A 26,603-nucleotide genomic window follows, 5' to 3' on the forward strand; every position below is an offset into this window, starting at 1 on the left:
ACTGAAACATGTCAGGTAAAATTAGAACATGACAGGTAAAATTCGAACCGGTTATGTAAAACTGGATCTGTTTCAGCAAGATTTCTATTGGTGATTGCGTATCTAAGTTTAAAGTTAAAATTTTAAAGTTGAAATTAAAGTCAGATATTTCCCGGTTTATTTAGTTCATTTACCGGTCTATTCCGTTCTGGCCTGTAGTCCTGCTTATTTTACTGGAGATTCCCAGTAAACCAGGTAGTTAAACAGTTCATCAGTCTGCTCTTTATATTCCCCAAAAAAGCTGTGGTCTTTTATCAGGTATCCTTCGTCTTCGGAACCGAGGTCTTCGAGGTAACCGTACCAGTAAACTACCATGCCTTCTCCGAAAATGTCGGCGTATTCCCTGAACTGTTTTTTTGCGTAATGCTTGTGTTCGAAATCGTCCCCAAAAAGGGCTTTACTTTCAATCCACCTGACCATGTGGTCCTCTATGGGAATAGGGTCGGAAAGGACAAAATCCGGGGTCTTGCCGTCTCCCTGAGCTCTTATTTCAGCTTCGGTGCAGTAAGGAATTTCCCTGTCATCAAGCCATTTGCGGATAATTTCCTCTCCCATTTCACCCTTTTTGCACTGCATCTCATGGGCGCGCGGAGAGAAGAAATAGTCTGCTTCAAGAGCTTTTCTGACTTCTCTTCTCAGGCGGCGGTTTTCAATGCAGTCCAGGTGCTTGAACAGCCAGTTTATATTTTTTCGGGACAGGTCACAGTTTTTAAGGATTAAGGAAGCCATGAGGGTTGGAGGAAAAAATGTGTGTTCTGCAAGTTCAAGAATGGACCTTCCCTGTTTCCACCGCAAAAATAGTTCCTTTTCTCTGGAATAGACTTTTCTGTGCTTGAACCTCGTCATTTTCACTATTTTTTGATTAAGAATGGTAGCAAGCATGCCAGGAGGCCTGGTATCTTCCTCTGAGAGGCGGAAAACGTCTCTGAAGTTATGCAGCGAACTATATAATTTCTGGTATGTCTGGCGGTCCATTCTCAATCAGTGAGCCCCTTTTCTGGTTTTAACATAGAAAATAAAGTTGAATAACATGAACGGAAAACGAACTTTCCAATATGCAGGGGTTTTTTTCCTGTAGACTTTTATCTTTTTCTTTCTATATAAATTTTTGACCCTTACTTTCAGACCATGCTTTAAGAAGCAAAATCCCGGAAAGAGAGATATCCGGAATCAGGCCTTAAATTCCGGTGTCGTTAAGGAGGCTGTGCAGGCTTGCCTGAAGCTCAGAGAGCGAAAAGAATTTTTCTTTTAGCTCTAAATGATTTCTGAAACTTCAGCCTGCCGCCGTTCAGGTTAATTTGAGTAAATCAGGATACTTTCCATAAATGAGGGATTCTTTAACTCCAGAATTCCTCTTTGGAATTGTCAGGAAGGTCTATATCCATTACTTCATCAAATTTTTTACGTTTATCTCTACTTTCCGCCATTTTTCTGGATTTCTCTTCCCTGCTGGAAGGATAAATATCTTTCTTTTCTTCCCCGTCACAGGGTGCAAAGATTGTTGCGTGTTTATCTCTGGAGATTATTTTCTCCTGAACCCTTGGTTTCTCCTGAACCCTTGTTTTTTCCGGAATCCCTGGTTTTTCCTGGGCTGTTTGTTTTTCCTGAGCCTTCTGCTTCGGGTCTGCGTATATAATCGGGCTTTCGTCAAGGGGCTCTTTTTTCAGCCTGGCTTCCAGCCTCCGGGAAGCTTTTTCAGCCTCACCTGCAGCCTGCTTCTGTAACCTTTCAGCCTGGATTTCTTCAGGGCTCTTTTCGGGTTTTACACATCTGGTTTCTTCCCTGCATCCAAAGAATAATTTATTTGAATCTTTATCCGCAACATGAGAAAATTTGTCTTCTCTTCTCTCAGCCGGCCTCTCCGGGGGTCTTTCTGCCATTCTGGTAGGTGTCCAGTCCCCTTTTTCAGAAACGTTCTTCCATCTTGGCTGGGGCTGGCTTCCCAATTTGCGGAAAGTATCTGCGGCATATGTATCTTTATTACGATCAGCTTTGTTAGACCTGACCTTACTTGTTGTATTATAACCTATAAGACAGGTAGGTTCCCTTGTTCTCCATTCCAGGCAGAAGAGGTGGCATTCCCGCCCTTTGCATGTCTGGGATTCATCAAGTGGACAAAATTCTGGAAGGGTCATGATAATAAGAATATGCAGAATATAAAAAATAGTTAACGGTGATGAAGTGAAGCAAAACAGTTAGAGCCCGGAAAGGGCTTCTGCAATAAGAGGGGCAACACTCAGTTTGCTTTCGGCTTTTTCAAGCGTGTCGGTTCCTATTATGTCTTTTACACCTGCATGGAAGAGCCTTAAAGCTGCATTTCTTGTAAGGACAGGGTGTACACAGGCAAGGTGGACATCAATTGCTCCCTGGGATTTAAGCATCCGTATCGACTCAGCCATTGTCCCTCCGGTTGCAATCATATCGTCCACAAGGACAACGTGCCTGCCTGTTACATCAAGGTTCTTTGTTTTGATTACAACTGTATCTCCGCTGAGCCTTGTCTTCTGAAGGTGGTCATGGTCAAAATCGTGTCCTGAAGCCACATTCTTCACAAGCCCCCGTGCTCCTTCATCGGGAGCGACCAGCATGGGGCGCTCAAGGCCGAAACCTGCAACATATGAGCCGATAAGGGCTGCTGCGTCAAGATTTTCTGCGGGGCAAGGGAAGTGTTCAAGCACGCTCTTTTCATGGATATTTATTGTAAAAACCCTGTCAGCATTGATACAGCGGGCAATTGCACGGGCACTTACGGGTTCTCCTGACTTGAATTTCTTGTCCTGCCTGGCATAGCCCATGTAAGGGATCACAACATTTATTTCGGCTGCCCCTTCACAGGCATCGATAAGCTGGAGCAGGGCGACAAAATCAGAGTCAGTGGGCGTGCTCTGGATGAGGGTAACTTTTTCGTTTTCTATTTCCTCTGCTATCCTAAGATAAAGTTCCCCGTCAGGGAAGCGGTTAAACTCGCAGAGAACAGGCTCTGTCCCCAGAGCTCTGGCTGTGCGGCTGGCAAGTAACTGTGATGCTGGTCCACCTATGATCTTCAAGATATATACCTCAGTTGCCGTCTTGATATATTCCATCCTTTAAAAAACTTATTTTTATGGACCCTGCTTTTCAGGCTCTAGCTTTTCAATGCCATTTTTATCTTTTCAAGCTTTACCCTTTAGCTTCTCAAGCACCCTGATATTTCTTATAAGTGTGTGAGGATAGTTGCCGGTTTCGTCTTTTTCCGCAGATTTTACCATATCCCAGACTGTTAGCAGAGCAGAAGAGACACCTGTCAGAGCCTCCATTTCAACTCCCGTCTTCCCGACAGTCCTGACCTCGACCACAGCAGAAACCGCTTCTTCCCCTATCTCAAAGTCTACATCTATCCCTGTTATGGGGATCTGGTGGCACATTGGGATTATTTCGGGGGTCTTTTTAACTGCAAGGACAGCTGCAACCCTGGCAGTTGCAAAAACATTTCCTTTTTCAACGGTTCCTGTCCGTATTTTCTCCAGCGTCTCTGCAGAAAGCACGATTTCTCCGGCAGCCCTTGCCAGTCTTGAAACATCGTTTTTTTCGCTTATATCGACCATTCGTGCCCTGCCGGCTTCAATATGAGTAAAAGATTTCTCCACGACACCACCGCGTTTTTATTACTGTCCGGAACTCTATGTAATTTCAATTTCATATCAATTCAATTTCATATCAATTCTTAATTTCTTTTATTATTTCCTGCCTTCTTTAACAGCAATTTCCAATTTCAATTTTTCTGTTCAGTCAATCCTTATTTGTTTTCTCTGCGAGTAATCCTCAATCGCCTGCTCCAATTTTTCTGCAAGTTCTTCGGCTTCTTCAAGGTTAAGCTTCACAACTTCTTCGTCTTCCCCATGAAAAACAGTGATCCTGATCTTTGTCCTTTCGATTTCCACGTCTATTTTTCTCTCAAAATCACGTACCATTTCTATTTCCCCCTCTCCTGGTGTATGATCGATCATTAATCGAATATTGATTATTAATCGAGTATTGTACTGTTATTTTTGAATATTGTTTGAGTAGTATTTGAGCATTATCTGAGTATTGTTTCTGTATAAAGTTCTATTTTTTGGGCAGGTTGTTATGGTATAACTCTTTCGTCCTGTTCCTGCTTCTTTTCATCCTATTCCTGCTTCCCTGATTATTTCAGGAATCTTTTCAAGCACATCGGTCGCGAGCAGTGCATTTCCTGATTTCTCGAATGCCAGGTCTCCGGCTGACCCGTTGATAAAGGCTGCGCAGGCTGCGGAAAGAAATGCCGGGTTTCTTGAAAAAAAAGCCCCCGTTATGCCTGCCAGTACGTCTCCCGTACCTCCTACGGTCATGCCCGGGTTCCCTGTCCTGTTCAGAAGGGTCTGCTTTCCGTCAGAAATAATATCTGTCTTCCCCTTCAGGAGCGTTACCACCCCATTTTCCTCGGAAAACTCCCTGACAGCTTTTTCGCGGGCGTCATGGTCTTCAGGGGTTTCCACACCTCTCAGCAGCGCAAACTCTCCTCCGTGTGGAGTTACTATTATTTCACAGTTTCCGGCAAGGGTCTCAAAGAGGACACCTGACAGGGCTGAAAGGGCATCGGCATCAAGCACCATTTTCCTGCAAAAGGGCAGAATTTTCCTGACAGTTTCGAGTGTTTCCGTAGCTCTTCCAAGCCCCATCCCCATTACGACCATGTCATGAGAATTTATGAGATCAGGCAGAATGGACATGTCTTCAGGGCAGAGCACGTTTGAAGAGAGTTTTCGGACAATGAGATCCGGGGAATAAGACGCCACTGTTCTGGCTACAGATTCCGGAACTGCTGCTGTTACAAGGTCTGCACCTGTCTTCAGGGCTGCAAGGGCTGCAAGTGCGGGAGCCCCTGAGTAGGGACCTCCCCCTATTATAAGGATCCTTCCGGCATTTCCTTTGTGTGCATCGAATTTTCTCTTTCTGAGCATCTGCAGGTCGCCCGGGCCCACATAATGTTCAGCGTCTGCGCAGACTCCGATTTCTTCAACCTTTATCGTACCTGTGTATTCTTTTGCCTTCTCTGTAAGAAGTCCGGCTTTCATCCGGTGAAAGGTTACGGTAAGGTCTGCATATACGGCTTTGTCAAAGTCTCCCCTTTCAGGGTCAAGCCCGGACGGGATATCCACGGCAATTACTGTTTTTCCGTCTTTTCCTTCTTTATTTATAAGCTCAATTGCAGTTGACTCGGGCTCTTTTATCTTTCCTTTTACCCCTGTGCCGAAAACAGCGTCTACAAGCAGGTCTGCTTCGGAAAACCATTCCGAGGCTGTGAGCTGGTTTGAGTCCCTGATTTCGAGTGTTTTCACCCTGCTGAACCTTAACAGGGAAAAATTATGAAAAGCTTCCTCACTTCCTATATCACTGCCCTTTCCCAGCAGTATGACCCTTACCGCGTATCCCGGGATGCCTGCAAGGTGTCTGGCAGCAACAAAAGCATCGCCCCCGTTATTTCCCCTTCCTGCCACAAACAGCACTTTTCCATTACCAAGCCTTTCCCTTACACTCCGTGCAACAGCTGCGCCTGCATTTTCCATCAGCTGAAGCGGGAGCAGCCCCAGATATGCACAGTTTCTGTCTATCGCCTTCATTCTTAAAGAACTGATATATTTCATGCCCTTCGCCTGCAGGTTTTTTTATAACTTGTATAATCTGATTATTAGCCGGACTCTTAGCCGGACTCTTAGCCGGACTCTTAGCCGGACTCTTAGCCGGACTCTTAGCCGGACTCATTTTCCCGGAAGCTGGAATATCTCACCAGTTTCTCCCGGTATTTTCCAGGGTATTTTCCCTGTTTCTTCAGCACCCATTATGAGTTCTTTTGCTATCTTTATTTACCTGCGTTTTTATACTGAAATAATTTATACAGAGGAAAACTTATCTGCTGTTATTTACTATACATATGCTGTATTCTGATATAGCATATGTACCGGCAAAAAAGGTCAACTGTCAAGGATCAACTGTCAAGGATCAACTCTTATGCTGTAAGCGCCTTATAATCAAAGCCGCTCAGCAATACAATCGGTTCTCTTCAGGAAACTTCTCAGTTACATGCAGCTTAAGCAAGGTTTAAGGCTTCAGTAAGGGTAAGAAATGTATAGTAAAAGCAACTAATAACTCAGGTTAGATAACTAATATCAGCAAATCTATTAGCAAATCTATTAGCAAATCTATTAGCAAATCTCAGCAAATCTCAGCAAATCTCAAAAAACATCAGTATTCGAGACTCGAGTTGTAAAAACGAAAGCGAATATGTAAATTATAAAATTGACTGATGAATCGGATTCGATACTTAAATAATTTTAAATAGCCTTATGTCTAACAATGTAATGTTTTCGTTATTCTTATATTTGTATCCCGTAAAGAGAAAAGTGAAAAAATTGTAAGCAGGCAGGAATCTGATCAAATGTTTGCTTTCCTTTGCACGTGTCTGAACTTACATGAAAGCAGGAGGACGATTTTTGTCTAATTCTTCAAAAGATGCGGATAGCAATCTTAAAAGTACAGTTAAACCCAGGTATCTTATTTTGGGTAGCGGTAGCATTGGTTTTGCTCTTGCAAAAGAGCTCAGGGAAAGCAATAAGCTTGTAATTATTGTTGATAAGGACGAAGCCAAGATTGAGACTCTCAGGGAAGAAGGGTTTGAAGCCATTCTCGGAGATATCTCTGATCCTGAACTCGTTAATAATATTGATCTTAAAAACGTCGTTGCAATACTCTTCCTGAGTTCTAACAATGAGGCTAACAGAAAAGGAATTGAAAACTTCAAAAAAGTGGTAAACCCTGATATCCAGATCTTTTCCAGGGCTTCGGATATCATCAATAAAGAAAAGATGGAAGACCTGGGGTCGGATTATGTCTTTATGCCTTCAAAGCTCGTTGCAAGCTCTCTTTCCCGCTCTCTCGAGAGAGCCGAATCAGTCCACAGGGGCAACAGGCTTGCCAGGTGGCTGAAGGGAATCAGGGATAAAAAACTTGCCATCGTAATCCATGACAACCCTGACCCTGACGCAATATCCAGCGGGCTTGCCTTAAAGGAAATTGCAAAAAGCCTCGGTGTTGAAGCAAGCATTCTCTACCATGGAAGGATAGGGCATCAGGAGAACAAGGCTTTCGTAAACCTTCTCGGGATTGATCTCGGCAAGATGGAGGAGCACGATCTGAAGGACTTTGACGAAATTGCCCTGATAGACTGCTCGATCCCGGGAGTTAATAATATGGTTCCCCCCAACTCCTACGTGGGAATTGTAATTGACCACCATCCTCCGGGAGAAACCGAGATAAAGGCTGAATATATCGACATCAGGCCCAACTTCGGGGCGACAGCCACCATAATGACAAAGTACCTGCAGCAGTTGAATATCAATATCTCCAAAACCCTCGCAACGGCTCTGCTTTATGGTATAAGGACCGATACTCAGGACTTTAAGCGGAAAACCGATCCGGCAGACCTCTCTGCTGCTTCCTACCTTTATCCGCTTTCGAACCACGGGATACTGGACCAGCTCGAGCAGCCTTCGATGGCTATTGAAACCCTTGAGGTACTCGGGGAAGCTATTCGGAACCGGCAGGTACTTGGGAGTTACCTTCTCTCAAATGTCGGTAACATCCGCGATAGGGACACCCTTCCCCAGGCTGCGGATTATCTCCTGAGCCTTGAGGGAATCTCAACAACCGTTGTCTTCGGGGTTTCGGAAGACCGCATCTATATCTCCGGGCGCAGCAACGATATAAGGGTCAACCTTGGAGAGATTATGCGCCAGGCTTTTGGAGAAGATGCAGGAGGGCATGCAAATGCAGCAGGTGCCCAGATACCTCTCGGAGTTTTCAGTGCCACAAAAGATAGGCAGACACTTCTGAGGCTCGTTAACGAAGCAGTCGTTAAGAGGTTTCTCAGCGCTGTAGGGGTGGAAAGTGCCGGAGAATAAGCCTTAAAAAACAGAATAAGCCTTAAAAAACAGAATAAGCCTTAAAAAACAGAATAAGCCTTAAAAAACAGAATAAGCCTTAAAAAACAGAATAAGCCTTAAAAAACAGAATAAGCTTTAAAAATTGGCTTTCAAAGGAAAAAGAGCCTTCAGCAGAAAAGTTACCAGATTTTCTAAGGAAAAAATAAGGAAAGATTTTTTTCTTTCCTCCATTTTTTAGGTTTTATATATTTTTTAGATTTTTTCAGACCTTTCTACACTTTTAGGCTTTTAGACTTTTTCAGGTCTTTTTTTAGACTTTTTAGATTTTTTATCCGTTTTTATCTTTTTAACTTTTTTGGTTTTTTCAGGTTTTTTTATGCTCCTTCAGGGGCTTTTACCTCTATTCTGTTCCCGTTCAAAATATCGTCTTCAGTCACCTGAATGCCACTGGTGATCGGTTTTTCCCCTGATGTCAGCGAGTAGGCAGATGTAGCATGAACTCCGTCTCCTGTGCTTTCAGTTGAGTAGGGAACAGTTATCTCAAACAAACCATTTTCATCTGCAACGTCCCCTTTCTGATATGTAAATTTTCTGCCTGTGTTTGAGCTGAGCTCAAGTGTCGCCATTACGGTCTCGTTAGGGCTTGCAGTGCCTGAAAGAGTTGCCCCTTTAACATATTCGAATACCTTTACAGTATTTTCTTTACTGTTCCCATCATCCGTGGAATTCACGGCACTTTCGTGGACCAGCCTGAAATGTCCCAGAGAGGTCCCGTCGAGTTTGTGAAGCTTATATACCTGAGTCTGCAAAAGCGCCTGTTTGGGAGTCGCAACGGTCCTGAGGCCTGTATCTCCTTTTACGGTTTCGACTTCGTAATACTCTCCAATCTCTTTCCCTGCTAACGAGGTAATAGAACTGAACTTGCCTTCTGCCATCAGTGTGTCTGTCATTACATATTTTACTTTGAGTTTCTCAACTATTGTTTTTGCTTCTTCTTCTGAATCTGTCAGGAGGAAGTTCGCAGAGTCTTCTACACCTGTCTGGAAGTTATTTGAAACTGCGGGGCGCTTTCCCACATATACTATCCAGTTTCCGTAGTCCCACCAGCTGAGCACTCCATACTCAGGGGTTTCTGAAGGCTCAAGATAATAGGAAGTCTCAGGTGTGGAAGCCTCAAGCCATTCAAGAGAGTCCTGCCATCCAGGGTCGATAGAGACACCATCTTTTGCATAAGTCACATCAATCCAGATCGAAGAAACAAAAATAAGTGCAATAAGTGCAGTTCCGGAAACAAGTTTAAAGTAGTCCGGTTCATCAGTCTTACTCTTTGATTCCGTTACCTGCCTGTTTTTCGACTTCCTTTTTAATGATGACTTTTTTTCTGTTTGAAGAGCGGTTTCAGAAACTTTCCTCTCTCCCTTCCCGCGTTTTATCAGCTTTTTTATTTCATTTTCGAAATCAAGAGATTCCATCAGAACCCAGAAGAGATAGGCAGTAAGAATTGAAACGTTTAATGCAAAAAGATAGGTAAAGCGTCTCTGGGAAAGGGCAAGATAAGCATAAAAAAGTGTCCATACAAGGAAAAATATATTTTCAGGTCTTGATTTTTCGCTTTTCAATTCAAGGATAAGAAGGAAAAGACCTGCCAGTGCAGTGAGGAAAGTAAGCCCGAAACTTCCCAGCACCCCTGAAAGAGTAAATTTTCCCTGCCCTGTCAAAAACAGGGGGACTGCTTCGACAATCGTGCTTATGTATTCTCCTTTGCCTGAAAAGAACCTCATGCCTTCAATAATAAAAGCGTAGTATTCACCGGAAAACATCCTCAGGAAAAGAAGCCCTGAGCCAAAAACGAGGATTAAAATGCCAGGATAATACTTCCAGTCCATTTCTTTCTTTGAGGCGTATGATGAAAAGCCCCAGAGAAGGAGTATTCCGGTAAGCATGATCACCAGATACACTACCTGGAACCAGGAAAGGTACATTGCACTCATCTCAAGTCCTTCACGGACCGCCCCGGCCGAGAGAGGAATGGTAAACAGAAGTGTTGCAAGCAGGGCTACGGCAGAGCAAATGAATACGTAATCCGATTTTCTTCCTGTTTTAAGGTCGAGTGTTGCCTGAATTAATGCGTAAAGAACAATAAAACTGACAAAGGCAGGAGCTCCTACCCATGTGAATATGAGGAGGGAAAAAAAGAGCCCTGAGACCGCGGAATAAACCAGAGGCTTTACAGGTTTTTTATCTGATGATATATTTTTAAGCGAACCTGATGAAAGCTTACTTTCCCCTGCCTGCTTTAACGCAAGTATGAAAAACGCATAGGCTACTGTTGAAAGGAACACTTCAGCCACATGATGGTCAACTGTCCCAAAACGTGATATATATACGTGAGCGGGCAGAACCGCAAAAACTAAAGCTCCAACAAGTCCTGTTTTTCTGTTAAAGATTGAGGCTGCAATCACATATACCGGGATTATTGTCAGGACTCCGAGCAGTACGGGTAAAATAGCTCCTGCAAATTCGACGGTGTGTACATCGGGCTGTCCTGCTCCGAGAATTATTGCAAGCAGAGCACCTAACAGGTCAAAGAATGGAGGCCACCCAACTTCAAAACCATAAGGATAATTAATGTAGGTGTCAAAGTTAAGGAAGCTGGGGAAATTAAAAGTCGTATAAAGAATGCGCCGCATATGATAAAATTCATCATAGCCCGTGAAGGTTATGCCTCCGTCTGCGGTAAGTGAAGCATAGGAGAGCATGCGCATGAGAAACGCTATCATGAAAACTATAAGCAGGGATATTATCCCCAGGTTGATTTTTTTTGGAATCTTTTTTGTCTCCGAAATCCTCGTTATATTATTCGTAATAATCAACTCGGTTGTATTTTTTTCTACCCATGAGGAGGGGGTTTGGGGATTTTAATACATGAAGTATTATAGGTTAAATCTTGTTCTTGCCTTGTTCTTGCCTTGTTCTTGCTTTTCCTTAAAAATTTTCCTTTGTTTATAAGATGCTTCAACAGATTCCTTCTGTAAGAAGCCAGGACTTATAAAGTTGACTCTTAAAATATCGTTTTCACCGGGTCCCGAATTGCAAATTAGCTTAATATGTCAGGGCACTATTTAAATATTCTCTCACTGCCACTCTTACATTTTCCACAAAACTGACTTATCCATAATAATATTCTTAATTCTCCGTAATTTATTTACGAACTCTTTTCTTTAATCTTATTACCCGGTGTCATCTTTCTTTCTTATTACCTTAAGGTTCCTGTGCTGGAATACCATATGTAAACAAAACAAATTCAGATTTTTATCATCTTCTGCCCTGCTCAGCATATCATAATTATCATTTTTATCTTCTCCTCTATATTATAAATTCTGAAGACAATGGGAATATAAGTTCATTATCTTTTAAGAAGCAATTTCAAGATTAATGCTATTTACAATCTATGACTTTTCTACTCTATTGCCTGTATACAGGATCCATTTTTGTAATAAGGTTTATCGAGAATAATATTATAGTGAGTAACACGTTTCACAGAATGACGGATACTTGATATCTTCTTGCAAAGTTTCTGGATAGACGCTGACGCAGTGGGGACGGGTAGAATAATTATTTGCTGGAAGATTCAACAGGATAAATGCATGTGGGAGCCTGGGATCTCTAAATACACATAGAGATTCGCGAAGACTATACGCTTTTTTATATACTCTCGATAGTGAGATAACCCGAACAATAAGAACCCTCAGTAATTGTCTGGAGATAACTTGAAGTTGGTCTGAAGGTTGGTCTGAAGATCCATGGGTTATTTACACACGGGCTCTCAAAAATTATTTTTATTATGAGGGATAACTTCCTTTGGAATCGTTTCAATAGACAGTAAGTATTTTTGTGGAGATAAAATGGGAGAAACTTTATCTTATATGAAAAGATCAACAGTATAATGATTATTTTGAAGAATGGGGTGAAACTCGGAATATTTACAGGGGTATGAGAGGACAGACGGAATAAACGGGGTGCCAGCAGTAATATTTATATCTTTATTTATTGAGAAAGTTACAGGGACGATTAAGAATGAGTCTAAGTTTAAGAAATTAATCCTGCTGCAGTATTTTCTGTGTAAAGTGGTGAAATGAATTGTAATATATTTTTTTGGTGGTATTTCTAATGCGCAAAATGATTAGCCATACTGACGTTCCTATAAAAAAGGCTTTATCAGCAGTTACTTCTCCTTCAATACTAACACTGATTCTTTTGCCAATAATAATTGGATTGTTCTATATTCATTCATTTGGGGTTAATGTTCCATTTCTGGATCAATGGAATGAGTTTCCGGCATTTTTGATGAAATATGAAAACTCTGATTTAAGTATTTTTGACTTATTTAGTCAGCAAAATGAGAGCAGACCGTTTTTTCCTCGTATATTTATGTTTTCCATGTCTTTAATCACTAGCTATAATGTAAAAAGTTTGATGTATTTATCATATGGATTCTACTGTATTTCTTTCTTTATATTATTCTCCATGTATAAAAAAGACCATGGGGTTACGAAACTATCATTATTGAAGTTCGTTCCCATTGCATGGTTCTTCTTTAACCTGTTCCAGATGAGTAATTTCCTTTTTGGCATTAGAACCGAGCAGTCTTTGCATATTCTCGCATTCATTTCAGCAGTGTACCTTATAGATTCGAGTAAAAAGTTTGATAGTAAATTTTTAGCTTCTATAGGTTTTGCGTTCGTTTCGCTATTTTCATTCGCAGCGGGCACGATTACATGGATTGTTTGTCTGGTTCAGGTTGTCCTAAGCAATTCTGACGAGAAGATCAAAAAAACAGTTGTCTGGATAACGTGTACTGCTGTCTCTTTTTCAGTTTATCTTTTCGGTTATGCAAAACCCTCACACCATCCCTCACTCTTATATTCTCTTTATAATTTAGAAGATGGAGTTTCAACTTTTCTTAATTCCGTTGGATCTACTATAATTAGAGACCCTGTTTTATCTCCAATTGTAGGTTTGCTGATCATTACTATTTTAGTTTTTATTTTTATTGTGAATAGAAAAAATCTTCAATTGGAGAAAAACTCAAAATGGTTTTCTTTAGTACTATTTTCTCTTTTTGCATCACTCGAAGTATCAGTGGCAAGAGCCGGATTTGGATCATCTGTTGCTTTATCGCAAAGATATCTTTTACTCACGTACTGGAGTATAATCGGGTTATATTTCATATCTCTAAATTTCGTAAACATATATTGTCGAAACTTTCAAATTGTGCCTGACCGTTTTTCTGCAAAAGATATAATTGAGAAAACAAAAATCCTTAATTATTTACTTTTAGGGAGCGTACTTTGCTTACTTTTTATAGGGGTCTCTTATCATTTTGTAACAGGGATTGAGACAGGATCAGTTTTAAATGAACAATTTGAACAGAATAAATACTACTTGGAAACTTTTGATCTGCAACCCGATAAAAATTTAGAACGACTTTACCCAGATGCTACTGCAGTTAGAGAAAAAGCCACTTTATTAAGAAAATATAATCTCAGTGTTTTTTCCCAGGAGAAATATGATTTAGAGGCATTGAAAAAAAAAGATAAGGAACCGCAATATTCTGTGGACAGCATTAATGGGCAACAGGTTAATTTGATCAAAGATAAGACAGTTAATATTGCTATAACTAGTACTGAAACTGATGAAATAGTAATTGAAGGTTGGGCTGTAGATGTCGATGAAAATAAGCTAGCGAGGGCTGTTTTCATTGTAGTCAATGACAAAATAACTGTCCCTTCGAGATATGGAATTAAAAGAGAAGATTTGATAAATAATTTAAATAACAAAGACTTCCTTAAAGCGGGATTTAGAGCCTCTTTTAATCCTTCACTATTAGGAGATGGCACTCACAGAATCAAAATTGCAGTTGTTTCAAATGATGGAACTAGCTACTGTATTGGACAGAAAAACGAATACAACTTATACGTCTAATTTGTACCCAATTGGAGAAAAGTCCTGAGTTGATTTTAATAAACTAATCCCAAAACTCAAAATTATTTCTCTGAATCCTGTATTCTGAATAATCAATCGAGTTTCAGATCACAAAAAACAATACTACAAATTTACTGATTTGAGCATAAAATTGGTTTTGGGATGAGCTCGATAAATATGTAATTGAAGCATAATAAGTCTTGCATCGTGGTTTAAATTAAAACTTTGGATAGTATTAGCTTAATGATATAGTCTTGCAGTCCAAGCGCGTAAGTCCTCATAGATAAAATATAAACCAGTTAATGGGGCAAGACTGAATGTTATCAGAAGCTAATCCGGCAATGTTTCGTATCGACACTAAAATAATATTATATAACTTTAAGTGCTCTTTATGCAAGTATGAATGATTTATCTACTCAAAAAAATAAGAGAATTGGGGAAGTCGACTATTTAAGAGGATTTGCTGTGCTAGCAGTAATAGCTATCCACACCTCTTCGAACTCACAAATACTAAATCTAAATTTGTTATTAATAGTAAACTTAATAATAGACGTATTTTCACACTTTGCTGTCCCGTTATTCATATTTATATCTGGTTTTGTTCTTTCCCTCAATTATAGAGGTCTATTTTCACAAAAAACATTTTACAAAAAGAGAGCTAAATCAATACTTCCTCAATATATAATCTTTTCAATATTATATTTGTTACTTAATATAATAATTTCTGAAATACATGGTAATCTGGAATATCCTTCTATAAAGACAGTAATATTTTACTTTCTTACTGCGGGTAGTTCTTATCATTTATGGTATTTTTCTTTAATAATTCAATTTTATCTATTTTATCCTTATATTATAAAGATATATGAAAAGTTTGTGGGTAATTATGAAACAATTTTTATATTTTTAGCACTGATTGCACAACAATTATGGATAGTAATTAAAATGATTGCAATAAATTATATTAATTCAAGCACTCACTTTAGCTCATTAACTTATTTTATATCAATTTACTTTGTAGATCGTGCATTTTTTTCTTATATTTTTTATTTTATACTTGGTATCTATTTATGCCGAAATTATGAATACGTAACAGATAAAGTTTTTCAAAATAAAAAATGGATTATTGTAACAATAGTAGTCTTTACAGGAGCAATTTCTGCTTTACAGATAAATGGTATCATTAAATATGGAAGTTACCGTAGCATCCCTCAATCTTATTTTTTAGTTTCTAACCTTCTTGACTCAATATACTTTCCACTTATTTTTTCAATGCTTTCTATAATCAGTTTAAATATTCATACTAATAAATATAAATATTCAAAATATTTAAATGTTTTTTCACTGATTGGCAAATATTCTTTTGGGATTTATTTAATCCATGTTTTATATATTACACTGATCGGTACACTAATATTTCCACGGCTTGGTATCGACCCTTATCATTTAATATTTTATCCTGTTCTGTTTATATCGGTACTTATACTAAGTTATTTTAGTATTTACTTGATATCCTATCTGCCTTACAGTAAAATAATAATAGGGAATTAAATAACTAATCCAAAAACTCAGAATCGTGTTATTAATTTCTAATTCGTAATAGTTTATTCCAAAGCAATTTAATTCTCAAAAATCAGAAAGTTTCAGAAATATTTCCCATGATCTGAGACTCGAATTTCAACTGACGACTTACAGAATGTATCTTAATGTATAGTTGATGCAGGAAATATTTGCTAAATGAAAATGACACTTAAGTAATGTCCTGGAAAGCATGGCTAATTTTTAATTTGGCTCGATTCTTTGTTTTTACAATTCAAAGATGTATACTATGGAAAGCACAGAAAATAGGAAAGGGAAGTAAAGACATATTTATTTCCATGTTTTCCATTATTTTAATAGTTGCTTTTTTTTGAACTCTTCCATTCCCATCTGCGTTTCCTACTGCTGCATATTTATATTGTAATGTTTAAAAGTGCACATACTATGTTGACTATTATTTACGGGAAAAAGCTTCACATACATAAGCCTTGGTTTTATTAACTGTATAGATAAAACCGTTATCATAATAGCATTGAACTAGTCTCCTGGGTAAATTTGCACTGTATTCAGCTTCTATGTTTGAGGTTTCGCTGGGTGTATGTAAATTTTCTGAGAATATATTTTTTAAGAGGTCATTATTGGTGAAGACATTTTGAGAGAAGTATATGGGGGTTATAGATTTTAAGTAGGTTTTGTAAACTGTATCATATTCAAATATCATTGAGTCCAGGTCTTTCAAACTAATTTGCTGGACTTCGTTAGTTTTTGCTATATATTCTTCAGGCTTTGATATAATTTCAAGTATTTTGTTTTCGACATTTTTTGTCTCTGATATATCTACTACCCAACCGCCACCATTTTTCTCCACTCTATCTTTCAGGGCGCCCAGGTCAGAAACCAATACTGGAACCCCTATAGACCAGGCTTCCGATAAGGTATATGAAAAAGTTTCTGCCCATTTTGCAGGAAAAATCACCAGATCGACTTCGTTCTCTAAAATCATTTTTTTAAGTTCCAGGAAGTTCCTGTATTTCCCAAAAATTGTCACATTTAAATCCTGGTAGCATGCGGGGTCGGAATGTATATCTGAGATTCCAAAAATGCTCCATCTCGTTTTATCTCTTAGTTCTTTTGAGCCTGCCAGATCATAAAATATTTTCCTACCTTTTCCAGGGCTTAGCCCCCCTATAAATGCAATGTGAAAGGGTTTATTACGCATATCTCTCGGTTTTTTGGCCACGTCTCTACTTATTAATAATTCTTCCTCATGTCCATGTTCTATGACTATCGATTTGCCTGCAATATTAGGATAATATGTACTCAGAATCTCAAGTGTAGACTTTGAGGGAGCAATTATAAGAGTTGTTTGTTCAAAAATATCCGTAAAATTATTTCTCCACGAAGTAATGGAAAATGACGTTATCCCGAAATCCATAAAGCATATTCTACAGTCAGTTGAATTGTTCTTTCCATGACAATATTTATTGTTATAATCTATTAAATTAATTTTTGGACAAACAGAATAAAAATCATGAATTGAGAATACAATAGGAATATTTCTAATTTTTGCAATATTGAATACATCAAAAGTGTGACCAATTAATTGATGTACGTGTATTAAGTTTATCTGGAACGTATCTATAATACTCGAAATGATTTTTTCATATTCTTCATTATGAAATTCAAATCTATTCATTTGTGAATTCATTGAAAAAATATATTTTAAAACATTATTGTTATTTATCTCCGTTAATATTATTTTGTTACTGATCACCTGTAAAACATATAACTTATAATCTTTGCTAAATTTTTTGATCAAATTTTTAACATGATTTTCTGTTCCGCCACCCCATGAATGAAGTATATACATTATTTTTTTTTTTTGGATATCCCATGTCTGTATCCTTAACTGTATATTTTCGTGTATTTCTTTCAAAGGGTTTGAGTTAATAAATTTGCTAACTGCAGGTATATAGTCAGGATACATTTTTGAGAGGGTATCCAGATTTTTCTTTATAAGTTCTGCTTTACTTGCCGAAAAAGACGCTTCACCTTTGTGGAATACAAATGTGTCATCGCAGAGTACATTTTTATATCCTTTACGAATAACTCGCATACAAAAATCGTTTTCTTCTCCGTACCCTTTCCCAAAAGCTTCCTCATTAAAGTATCCTGCTTTGTCTAGGGCTTCTCTTTTAATATACATACAAAAGCCAACAGCAGTTGGGATTTCCGGATATTTTTTAAGGGATATTTGTTCGATAAAATTTGCAAATGCTTCTATTGTGAATCCTGCGGGAATTTCATTGTTTTCGCAGAAATTGGGGATAGAACATATTGTACCGTTATTAGTAAAAGGTGTGACTGTCCCTATCTTTTCATCAGAATACGCACATCTCTTTAACTTCCGTGTCCACCCTTCGGTAACAATTGTATCGCTGTTTAAAAGGATAACATCCTTTTCTGAAAACTTCATCCCTCTATTTACTGTCTTTACAAATCCTTTGTTTTCAGGATTTTCAAGAAGAACAAATTTTTCGGATTCGAAAGGTTTTAATTTTGTAAAAAGGTCTTTTATCCGATGGTCAGTACTTTTATCGTTAATCAAAACGGTCCTGAAATTGCCAGCATTTTTCAGAACACTGTAAAGGCACTTTAATGTATCTTCATAAGCATTATAAACTGGAACAATTACATCCAGTTCAATATCTTTAGAATTTATAATACCATCTGAAGTTTTAAGAAGCCTGGTTATTTCTTTTTCAAAATGACCTTTCTCAACTATAAATACATGCTCTTGAGCCTCTTTCTTTTCATGTTCAAAATTATATTCAACATCTTCAAGAACTGTAAATAGGTCAGGCTCCTGTAAATTAAGTTGTTTTAGGATTGCTTCAGTTGGATATTCTTTGCTTAGTGTTTTTTCTTCTTTTTCATCACTGGTTTCTGGCGAGTCTGCATTATTAGAATCTATTAAAAAGAGTATTCCACCGGGTTTTAAAGTTCTCAACGCGCAGTTCAAAAATTCCAGAGGATCTTTTACCTTTTCGGTAACCTTATTAACAATACAAAAGTTGAGTTCTTCATTTTCATATTTATCCAGACATCCTATATCAATAACTTTATCAGGTTTGGCAGGTACGGAGTTTTCAGGTTCAGGCTGTTCCTGACTTATTTGTTCCTGTCCTGTATGATTTAAATATGTTATGTCTATATTGCTCGTAATACCTAATTCGTGATATACTGGTCCTACCTGTATTCCTTTGCCGCGAACATATTTTGCTGTTAATTCATGAAGTCTGCTTTTTTTCATATTATTATATAGGTCAATATTAATGCCTGTTTGATCAGGTCTGAGGTCCTGAATTTTTTCTCTGTCTGAGGATTCACTTGCATCTTTTTTTTGCATCTGGTCTTTTTTTTGACTGGTTAATAAATTACTGGGCCCCTGGTTTATCAAAGTACGACCGGTTAGCAGACATGTATCATAAGTTCGTCTTCTACGCGTATTTACTGGTAAAGCTCGCTCAACAAATTTTGTCTGAAAACCCATCGCAATTTTATATAATATACTCTGCTTCATCTCATCGATTTCATGCTCGAGTTCCTGAGACCTTTTATTTAAATCTGAGATCTGGCTATTTAAGCTATTTATTTTTTCTTCGTAATCGGAAACTTTTTCTTCATAAATAGAAATTTTTCCTTTATAGTGAGAAATTTTTTCTTCATAATCAGAAGTTTTTTCTTCATAATCAGAAATTTTTCCCTCATAGCCTGAAATCAGGTTTTCACGTTTATGCATTCCTTCTTCGAGTTCTCTTATATAGGTAAGTCCTTGTTTTAGCAGAGTGTGAGACTTATCAACAAGATAACTTGATATGTCCTCAACTTTTTCTGTTCTACAATTTGAAGCTACAGCAATGTAGTAAAGAGGGTCCTTACTATCTTCATCTACAAAGTCAAAATTTGTATTCTTTTTTTCAATAACAAAATCTAATGATTTCGAAATTCCTTTCTGTTTCAGTTCCCATATATTTGAACCACAGCATACTTCCTGTCCAAAGAAAATAGTGTTTGAAAAATATTTCCTTAATAAGTTTTCAAACTCGTGGAAATATAATTCTTTTACATGATGTGGATTCTGCTGGCCCGTTTCATCAGTATAAAGGGTTTTGTTTGGTGAGGAAACTATAAATAAACCATCGTCTTTGAGAAGTCTTTTTACCTCGGAAAGAAAAGCTTCTTGTTCCTCAATATGCTCTATTGCTTCAAAACTAATAATTACATCAAACTCTTTTTCTCCTTTAATTGGGGTTTCGCAAATTGAGCCTTTCACGAAATTGAGATTTTCTGCCTGATACTTTTGTGAAGCATGTTTTACGGCATTTTCATCGATGTCGACACCAACGACAAAATTTGCTTCTTTTGCTAATAAGTAACTTCCGTAACCTTCTCCGGATGCAAGATCCAGCACTTTTTTACCACTTACAAATTGAGCCGCAAAAGCATAACGATGTAAGTGTTCATAATGAATTTCTGCCCCACATACACCTGGATCTATAAAAGGCAGATATCTCTCACCAGTCCACTCGAGCATTACATCAACCTGAACCTTTAATAAATTTTGATATAAATGAATTTATGTCCTGAGATTCGAACAGCTCAATATTTTCACTAATTTTTTCAATGTCCCAATCCCACCATTTTATTCTCATCAATTTCTCTATCGATTCTTCTGAGAATCTGTATTTTACATGTTTGGCAGGGTTTCCTGTGACTACCTCATAATTATCGACGTCTTCTGTTACTACTGAACCTGCTCCTACTACCGCTCCATCTCCAATTTTTACCCCGGAATGTACTATTGAGCCATAGCCAATAAAAACATCATTGCCAATAATAACATCCCCTTTCCCTTTATGATGATCTATATTTTTTCTAATTGACGGGATTATATGACCAAATGGGAACGTAGATACCCAATCCAATCTGTGATCGCCATCAACTAATATTTTTACATTATCATCAATCGAGCAAAATTTCCCAATATGAACATGATATCTATCTGTCCAGATGAATATTTGCGGGTTCCCATATGTGTATTCTCCAATATGGACATTAGAAGACAGCAAATTGTCGTATGAAATTTCTGTAGTCTCATTTACTTTGACAGCTTGAAGGTTTTCTATATGCTGCATACAATTCTTCACTTCTATTGGTTCTGCGGTCTCTGTTTGTTCTGGAATCCCTATCATCCCTGCAGGTTCTTCTATGTGCAAAATATCGGTTTCATCATTCGAGGGAACATGAGCAGTTTCTATCTCATCCTCAGAAGTGTTCATAATTTTACGGTATGCTGCAATGACCGTTTCGGTGTCCGCCATGCAGGATACTTTTCCATCATTTAGCAGCAAACATCGACTACACAGGTTTTTTACAGAATTGAGATCATGTGACACAAAAACAATTGTTCTACCTTTATTTTTGATATTTTCAATCCATTCCGCGCATTTTTTTTGAAATGCTTCATCTCCTACTGACAGCGCTTCATCTATTAAAAGTATATCCGGATCTGTAGAAATAGCTGTAGAAAAAGCTAACCTTGCGTACATTCCGGATGAAAAATTTTTCAGTTTTGTGTCTTTAAATTTCTCCAGCTCTGAAAATTCGAAGATATAATCGATCTTCGTATCCATTTCGGCACGTTTTAATCCCATGATTGCTCCGTAAAGATACACATTCTCAACAGCAGTGAGTTCTGGTTGAAAACCCACTCCGAGTTCTAAAAAAGGAGCAATTTTATTTTTCGTTATTACATAGCCATTGTCCGGGGTCAAAACGTTCGCAAGTATCTTTAGCATTGTGCTTTTCCCGGAACCATTTCGGCCGATTATTCCAAAAGTTTCCCCTTTTTTTACATTGAAACTAACATCTTTAAGTGCTTCAAAAGCTTCGTAACTATATGATTTGCCTGTGACACATCCGACAAGGTTATCGTATACGGTTACTCTTTTTTCATGGGGAATCCTGAAACTTTTTGACACATTATTAACTTCGATAGCGTATTCTTCTTTATTTTTTTCTTTCATATTTGAGCCAAAATTTAACCCTTGCAACTTTTACACCTCTTCCGCAAACCTTAAGGACAGCCTCTTGAAGACTGCAGACCCAAATGCTAAAAATACTACTCCGAAGCCGCCAACGATTAAAAAATCAAGGACCGTAGGAAAATTGCCGAACAATAAGATGTCCCTGTACATCATTATTAAGCGAGTGATAGGATTCAAGGTATAATATAGGAGATATTTTTCAGGTACCATAGTAAGCGGATATATGATAGGGGACACGTAAAACCCAATCTGAAGAAGGATATCCCATATTTGATTTAAGTCTCGGAAATAAACATATAAAGCAGAAAGTACAAGGCTGAGCCCGTACACAATAATAAAATACAGTGCGTGAACTACTGGAAATAGCAATATAGTTATTGATATTGGAGCTCCCAGTATCAGCATTAAGGGTATGAGCACTGTAAATTCAAGTATAGAACTGATGAATGCTGACATAGTAATACTGAACGTAAGTATTTCTCTTGGAATATAAATCTTAGTTACAAGACTGGGTTTCCCGACAATGGAACCCATGGCTGTCATAGTCCCGATTGATAGAAAACGCCACGCAATGATTCCTATAAGAAGATATAGAGCGAAATGTTCCTGTTCGAACTTGAAAATGTTTTGAAACACAGCATATAATACTAACATCATCAATAACGGATTCAACATCGACCAGGCAAAACCTAAGAAAGAACTCTGGTATTTGACCTTGAGGTCGCTTATTACCAGATTTCGGATTAACTCGCTGTATTCAAAAATATACATATTCGTTTTTCCGTTAGTTTTTATTATTTAAGTTTTTTACAAGCTCACTTGCCCGGAATAAAGATTCAAAAGTACCCGCGTCACTCCAGAACCCTTCAAGTATTGAGTATTCCATTTCACCCATCCTAACATATGCGTTATTGACATCGGTAATCTCAAGCTCCCCTCTTCCGGAGGGTTTCAGGTTGCGTATTATCTCAAAGACTCTGGAGTCATAGATGTACAGGCCCGTAACTGCAAGGCTGGATTTCGGGATTTTAGGCTTTTCTTCTATAGAAATTATCCGGTTTCCATCAATTTCAGCGACTCCAAATCTGTGAGCATCGGAAACCTCTTTGAGAAATATCTTTGCTCCTGATGTGAAAGACTTTACGGAATCAATGATATTATCCTGAAAAATATTATCTCCAAGAATCATTGTCACTGGACTATTGTCAGCAAAGTCTTCCGCAAGTCCAAGTGCCTGAGCAATTCCTCCGGCCTCCTCCTGGATTTCATAGGTTAGACGGACACCTAATTCGGAACCTGAGCCTAGCAATTCCAGAAAGTGTCCGGCATGACCTTTTCCTGAAACGATCATAATCTCTTTGATTCCTGCATTAATAAGAGTCTGTATGGGATAGTAAATCATCGGCTTATCGTATACTGGTAGCAGGTGCTTGTTTGTTACTTTAGTAAGCGGATAGAGGCGAGAGCCTGTGCCTCCTGCGAGGATTACACCTTTCATAGATATTACTCCTTTTTTTATACTTTTTCTCAGTTCAGGATATTTAATATGGGTTCCTTTTCATGGTCTGGAGGGATAATTTTGCATTTGTCAGGATAGAATACTCAGAACCCCAGGGCATTTTACTGTTCCTGGAAATTTATAATTGCACGGAATACTATGTTTCAGTAGTAGCTTACAGGTTTATATCATGAAAATGATCCTTTATTTATGGTGTGGTATGTTCCCGGTGTGTATTTTCAGGATGTACGGGTGATATTAACCTTATGCTTTAGATGATGTCATTTACCAAAAATATGGCTTCTCCATAAACATTAATTAATAGGATTTGTTAAACAAAATTCCTCATACCCATGCCTGGAACCATCAAAATGATCAGGCATTTTTTCCTTTATTGCATAATGGATCTGAAACTTTTTTTTAATTAATATTAGGTTTCTGGCGGGCCATTTTCATGGCAGTGTGAAAGGCTTCACATAGACCACTTCGGAATATCTCGAGCTGTTCATTTCTGGCGGCAGTCCGAACGGTCGAGTTTGGAGTAATTGTACTGCCTTACAGGACGTTTATAATATTTGCTGTTTCTGTCTCAGTTTTGTTTGCAGCTACTGTGAACATGAGGCGGTCTGCTTATGGATACTTGTTCTTTTTTCCTATAAACGGTTCCATTATATTTCCGCAGGTTGGAGAATCGTCTCTTGAATCATAAAGAGCGATTTTAATCAACCATGCATAAAGGCAAAATTGTCTGTTTGGATTTTATAATAATTCTAACCTTCATAACAACCTGATATGCAGTGGCAATATCTTACCAGATTATCTTCAGATTTTTGAATCTAATCTCTGCGTAAAATTCTCATCAGCCTGCTCTTAAATCTGCATGATACTGAGACTTTCAATTTAACTCTTTAATATTTCTATCTTTTCACTTCTTTTTCTATATGATAAATTTTGAAGATAGATGCAGGAGTCTTTTATTAATAAGCTTTTGTTTTTTGATTGTTTTTTTCTAAAAATAAAGTATTATATATAGTTCTGATATGCTCGCTCTATACTAAAAATGCTTTATTCTATTATATTCCATAGATTCGGGTTAATTATGGATTTTTATATATGGAGCGTGGCTTGAATCGTCTATATCATCGACATTTATATAATGAAGTATGCATGATATCATTTTAATGCCCTGTCCAGAAGTCTCTATAATTATTTTGACCCGAAATGGAAAAGCAACTATTGGGGAATGCCTGAAAAAGGTATATGCTCAGAATTATACAAATTTTGAAGTTATAGTTATTGATTCGGCTTCGACTGATGGAACCCCGGATATTGTGAATAACTTTCCTGTTAGATTTTTCAGTATAGACGTGAAAGACTTTGGACATGGAAAAACCAGAAATTATGGCGCAAAGTTGTCTAAGGGGAAGTATCTGGCTTATTTAACTCAGGATGCATCGCCTTTCAATGAACACTGGCTTGAAAACTTAATTCGAAATTTTTCTGATGAAGAAGTTGCGGGTGTGTATAGCCGGAATGTTCCAAGATCAGATTGTGATCCTTTTGAAGCACGATACATTTCAAGCGGCTGGGGGTCTGATAGGGAAGTCAAAAGTATGCAGAATTGCAGGAACTATAAGAAACTCGTATTTTTCTCAAATACCAGCTCCTGCATCAGAAAGGATACATGGGAAAAGTTTCCTTTTAATGAGTTACTGGTTCAGACTGAAGATCAGGACTGGTCCAAACGGGTTCTCGAAGCCGGCTATAAAATAGTGTACGATCCGGGTTCAGTTGTTGTGCATTCGCATAATAATTCTCTGAAAATTTTATTCAAGAAATACTTTGATGCAGGTACAGCGCATATTCAGATATTCAAAAATAGAAACAACGTGTATCTGCCTCTTATACCTTTTTTTTCTGTGATTTCAACTTTTCTGGACATCAGGTTTATGTTCTTCAATAATTATGAGACAATAAATATTATTAAATGGGTCCCGAGAGCTGTAGTAAGACATTTCGTGGAAGCCACAGCTTTCTGGCTCGGTCTGCACTTTGATATCCTCCCCCAGGCTTTAAAACGAAAATTCACAGCCTCAGGGCACTATTAATCAGATCCCAGCAAGATTTTTCCCTGCTTAAGTTTAGTTACTCAGCTACTGTTCAGTTGAATTTCTCTCAACTTACTCGCAGAGAATAAACTGAATCCAGTTTTTTTACTGAATTTTCCCATGAATATTCTTCTACAAGGTTTCTGGCGTTGGAACCCAGTACTTCTCTAAGTTTTTTATCTTCTATCAGTCTGCGCATTTCTCTTGCTAGTTCCATGCTTTCCCCTGATTTTACCAGAATTGCATTTTTTCCATGGGAAAAAACAGAAGGTATGCCCCCAACTTTAGTAGCTATTATGGGCAACTCTGCAGATGCGGCTTCAAGGAGTGTCAAAGGCAGACCCTCCCATAATGAAGGCAAAACGAATATGTCACATTTGAGGTAATGTTCAAACAGTTCCTGTTCGCTGAGCTTTCCGGTAAATTTTACTATATCTTGTATTCCGTACTCTTTTGCACTCTCTTTAAGTTTCTTAGCCTCTCGACCATTACCGGCGATAATAATCTCAAAATCGTTTTTTGAGCGGAGGTATTCTGTCGCCTTTAAGAGGTACTCCAGCCCTTTTTGTTTTTCCAACCTTCCCACAAACAGGAATCTTATCTTTCCACAGTTTTTTTCTCTGGTTATATTTTCAAATCGGTGAATATCCACACCGTTCGGAATATAGATCCCATTTTTTATTTCAGCTTTTTTCAGGATTTCAAGCCCATTTTTGTCCACAGCTATAACTTTTTTAAATCCTGAATGTTTTATGAAAAACTTTTCAGCCTTTCTTTTCAAAAAGAAATATCGTTTATCATCAAAGCTGATTCCATGGCAGGTATTGACGACAGGAATATTATAGAATTTTGCTGCAAAGGATATGAAAAATCCAAGGTCTGCGGAGTGAGAGTGGATAATGTCGGGCTTCAGTTCTCCAAGCATCCTGAAGCTCTCAAAAAATAATAAAAAAAGAGATATTAGCCTTTGAGGGGTAATTTTGTCCAGATTCGCTGAGGTATCTTTTAAGCCATACTTGAAAACTTTTTCATTTTGAGTTATTTCATCGCAATTAGAGGTTAAAACGTAAACTGCACAGCCAGTCTCCATCTGGTATTTTTTTAGATTGTATACGGCATAAGCATCTCCTCCTATCATGGGATGATACTTCTTTGTAAGGTGCAGAATTTTCATACGTACTTACCTGTTATACACAAAACCAGTATTTGTTTTTTCTTCAGAGTCTATTCCATATCCTTACATGCGTAGAGAATGCTTGTAAATAAATATTTCACTTCTGATTTTTCAGATTTTTTAAACATGATGGAGCTGTTTTTCTTTAAATAGCTTTTATTTTCAAATACCCTTTAACCCCTTCAGCTACTTCCCCCCCTTATAACTTCA

16 protein-coding genes are annotated in these 26,603 nt (G+C 38.0%); 4 read left to right on the top strand and 12 right to left on the bottom strand.

What is annotated here, in order from left to right:
- Positions 1-204 precede the first annotated feature (204 nt).
- The 6 genes from M886_RS08555 to M886_RS08580 all read right to left on the bottom strand — a co-directional run bounded on the left by M886_RS08555 (position 205) and on the right by M886_RS08580 (position 5,684).
- Positions 205-1,014, bottom strand: a complete 810-nt coding sequence (locus M886_RS08555) for a C15orf41 family protein (protein WP_048051688.1) — start codon at positions 1,012-1,014, stop codon at positions 205-207.
- A gap of 362 nt (positions 1,015-1,376) precedes the next feature.
- Positions 1,377-2,174, bottom strand: coding sequence for a hypothetical protein (locus M886_RS08560; RefSeq protein ID WP_048040731.1), 798 nt, complete (start codon positions 2,172-2,174; stop codon positions 1,377-1,379).
- Between the two features lie 60 nt (positions 2,175-2,234).
- Positions 2,235-3,086 carry a ribose-phosphate diphosphokinase gene (locus M886_RS08565; RefSeq protein WP_048051689.1) on the bottom strand — a complete coding sequence of 284 codons (852 nt, stop codon included), beginning with the start codon at positions 3,084-3,086 and terminating at the stop codon, positions 2,235-2,237.
- A 105-nt stretch (positions 3,087-3,191) separates the two neighbouring features.
- Entirely contained in the window at positions 3,192-3,665 is a 474-nt protein-coding gene (gene moaC / locus M886_RS08570; protein WP_048051031.1) for a cyclic pyranopterin monophosphate synthase MoaC, read from the bottom strand.
- 138 nt (positions 3,666-3,803) lie between these two features.
- Entirely contained in the window at positions 3,804-3,989 is a 186-nt protein-coding gene (locus M886_RS08575; RefSeq protein WP_048051032.1) for a hypothetical protein, read from the bottom strand.
- Between the two features lie 192 nt (positions 3,990-4,181).
- Positions 4,182-5,684, bottom strand: coding sequence for a bifunctional ADP-dependent NAD(P)H-hydrate dehydratase/NAD(P)H-hydrate epimerase (locus tag M886_RS08580; RefSeq protein WP_048051033.1), 1,503 nt, complete (start codon positions 5,682-5,684; stop codon positions 4,182-4,184).
- Between the two features lie 846 nt (positions 5,685-6,530).
- On the opposite strand from M886_RS08580, the gene M886_RS08585 reads away from it, so the two are divergent.
- Positions 6,531-7,997: a DHH family phosphoesterase gene (locus M886_RS08585; RefSeq protein WP_015412380.1), complete on the top strand. Its 1,467-nt coding sequence runs from the start codon at positions 6,531-6,533 to the stop codon at positions 7,995-7,997.
- Between the two features lie 356 nt (positions 7,998-8,353).
- Here M886_RS08585 and M886_RS08590 read toward each other — a convergent pair whose 3' ends face one another.
- A complete protein-coding gene (locus M886_RS08590) occupies positions 8,354-10,852 on the bottom strand; it encodes an oligosaccharyl transferase, archaeosortase A system-associated (protein ID WP_011034141.1) in 2,499 nt (832 codons plus the stop codon).
- Between the two features lie 1,297 nt (positions 10,853-12,149).
- Here M886_RS08590 and M886_RS08595 point away from each other — a divergent pair.
- Positions 12,150-13,964, top strand: a complete 1,815-nt coding sequence (locus M886_RS08595) for a hypothetical protein (protein ID WP_048039406.1) — start codon at positions 12,150-12,152, stop codon at positions 13,962-13,964.
- Positions 13,965-14,363: 399 nt separating this feature from the next.
- A complete protein-coding gene (locus M886_RS08600) occupies positions 14,364-15,515 on the top strand; it encodes an acyltransferase (protein ID WP_011034143.1) in 1,152 nt (383 codons plus the stop codon).
- 442 nt (positions 15,516-15,957) lie between these two features.
- Here the strand turns inward: M886_RS08600 and M886_RS17470 are convergent, their stop codons facing one another.
- From M886_RS17470 to M886_RS08620, 4 genes are read right to left on the bottom strand one after another with little or no spacing between them, the layout of a single operon-like run.
- Complete coding sequence (locus M886_RS17470; protein WP_052728073.1) at positions 15,958-20,100, bottom strand: methyltransferase domain-containing protein; 4,143 nt, start codon at positions 20,098-20,100, stop codon at positions 15,958-15,960.
- Positions 20,101-20,104: 4 nt separating this feature from the next.
- Complete coding sequence (locus tag M886_RS08610) at positions 20,105-21,592, bottom strand: ATP-binding cassette domain-containing protein (protein WP_230625009.1); 1,488 nt, start codon at positions 21,590-21,592, stop codon at positions 20,105-20,107.
- A 30-nt stretch (positions 21,593-21,622) separates the two neighbouring features.
- Positions 21,623-22,384, bottom strand: coding sequence for an ABC transporter permease (locus M886_RS08615; RefSeq protein ID WP_011034146.1), 762 nt, complete (start codon positions 22,382-22,384; stop codon positions 21,623-21,625).
- Between the two features lie 13 nt (positions 22,385-22,397).
- The gene (locus M886_RS08620; RefSeq protein WP_015412386.1) at positions 22,398-23,111 is read right to left on the bottom strand and encodes a sugar phosphate nucleotidyltransferase; all 714 of its coding nucleotides are present in this window, start codon (positions 23,109-23,111) and stop codon (positions 22,398-22,400) included.
- Positions 23,112-24,292: 1,181 nt separating this feature from the next.
- Between M886_RS08620 and M886_RS08625 the strand changes: the two genes are divergently transcribed.
- Positions 24,293-25,219 carry a glycosyltransferase gene (locus M886_RS08625; protein ID WP_015412388.1) on the top strand — a complete coding sequence of 309 codons (927 nt, stop codon included), beginning with the start codon at positions 24,293-24,295 and terminating at the stop codon, positions 25,217-25,219.
- A gap of 67 nt (positions 25,220-25,286) precedes the next feature.
- On the opposite strand, the gene M886_RS08630 is transcribed toward M886_RS08625, so the two are convergent.
- On the bottom strand, positions 25,287-26,393 hold the full coding sequence (locus M886_RS08630) for a glycosyltransferase family 4 protein (RefSeq protein ID WP_048051034.1): 1,107 nt from the start codon (positions 26,391-26,393) through the stop codon (positions 25,287-25,289).
- Positions 26,394-26,603 lie beyond the last annotated feature (210 nt).

Source organism: Methanosarcina soligelidi (assembly GCF_000744315.1).
GTDB lineage: Archaea > Halobacteriota > Methanosarcinia > Methanosarcinales > Methanosarcinaceae > Methanosarcina > Methanosarcina mazei.

What these genes read in the sequence shown, in the direction of transcription:
- M886_RS08600 (WP_011034143.1), top strand. Translation starts at nt 14,364, where the DNA reads ATGAATGATTTATCTACTCAAAAAAATAAGAGAATTGGGGAAGTCGAC.
- M886_RS08620 (WP_015412386.1), bottom strand. Translation starts at nt 23,111, where the DNA reads ATGAAAGGTGTAATCCTCGCAGGAGGCACAGGCTCTCGCCTCTATCCG.
- M886_RS08555 (WP_048051688.1), bottom strand. Translation starts at nt 1,014, where the DNA reads ATGGACCGCCAGACATACCAGAAATTATATAGTTCGCTGCATAACTTC.
- M886_RS08595 (WP_048039406.1), top strand. Translation starts at nt 12,150, where the DNA reads ATGCGCAAAATGATTAGCCATACTGACGTTCCTATAAAAAAGGCTTTA.
- M886_RS17470 (WP_052728073.1), bottom strand. Translation starts at nt 20,100, where the DNA reads ATGCTCGAGTGGACTGGTGAGAGATATCTGCCTTTTATAGATCCAGGT.
- M886_RS08575 (WP_048051032.1), bottom strand. Translation starts at nt 3,989, where the DNA reads ATGGTACGTGATTTTGAGAGAAAAATAGACGTGGAAATCGAAAGGACA.
- M886_RS08625 (WP_015412388.1), top strand. Translation starts at nt 24,293, where the DNA reads ATGCCCTGTCCAGAAGTCTCTATAATTATTTTGACCCGAAATGGAAAA.
- M886_RS08580 (WP_048051033.1), bottom strand. Translation starts at nt 5,684, where the DNA reads ATGAAATATATCAGTTCTTTAAGAATGAAGGCGATAGACAGAAACTGT.
- M886_RS08610 (WP_230625009.1), bottom strand. Translation starts at nt 21,592, where the DNA reads ATGAAAGAAAAAAATAAAGAAGAATACGCTATCGAAGTTAATAATGTG.
- M886_RS08630 (WP_048051034.1), bottom strand. Translation starts at nt 26,393, where the DNA reads ATGAAAATTCTGCACCTTACAAAGAAGTATCATCCCATGATAGGAGGA.
- M886_RS08560 (WP_048040731.1), bottom strand. Translation starts at nt 2,174, where the DNA reads ATGACCCTTCCAGAATTTTGTCCACTTGATGAATCCCAGACATGCAAA.
- M886_RS08615 (WP_011034146.1), bottom strand. Translation starts at nt 22,384, where the DNA reads ATGTATATTTTTGAATACAGCGAGTTAATCCGAAATCTGGTAATAAGC.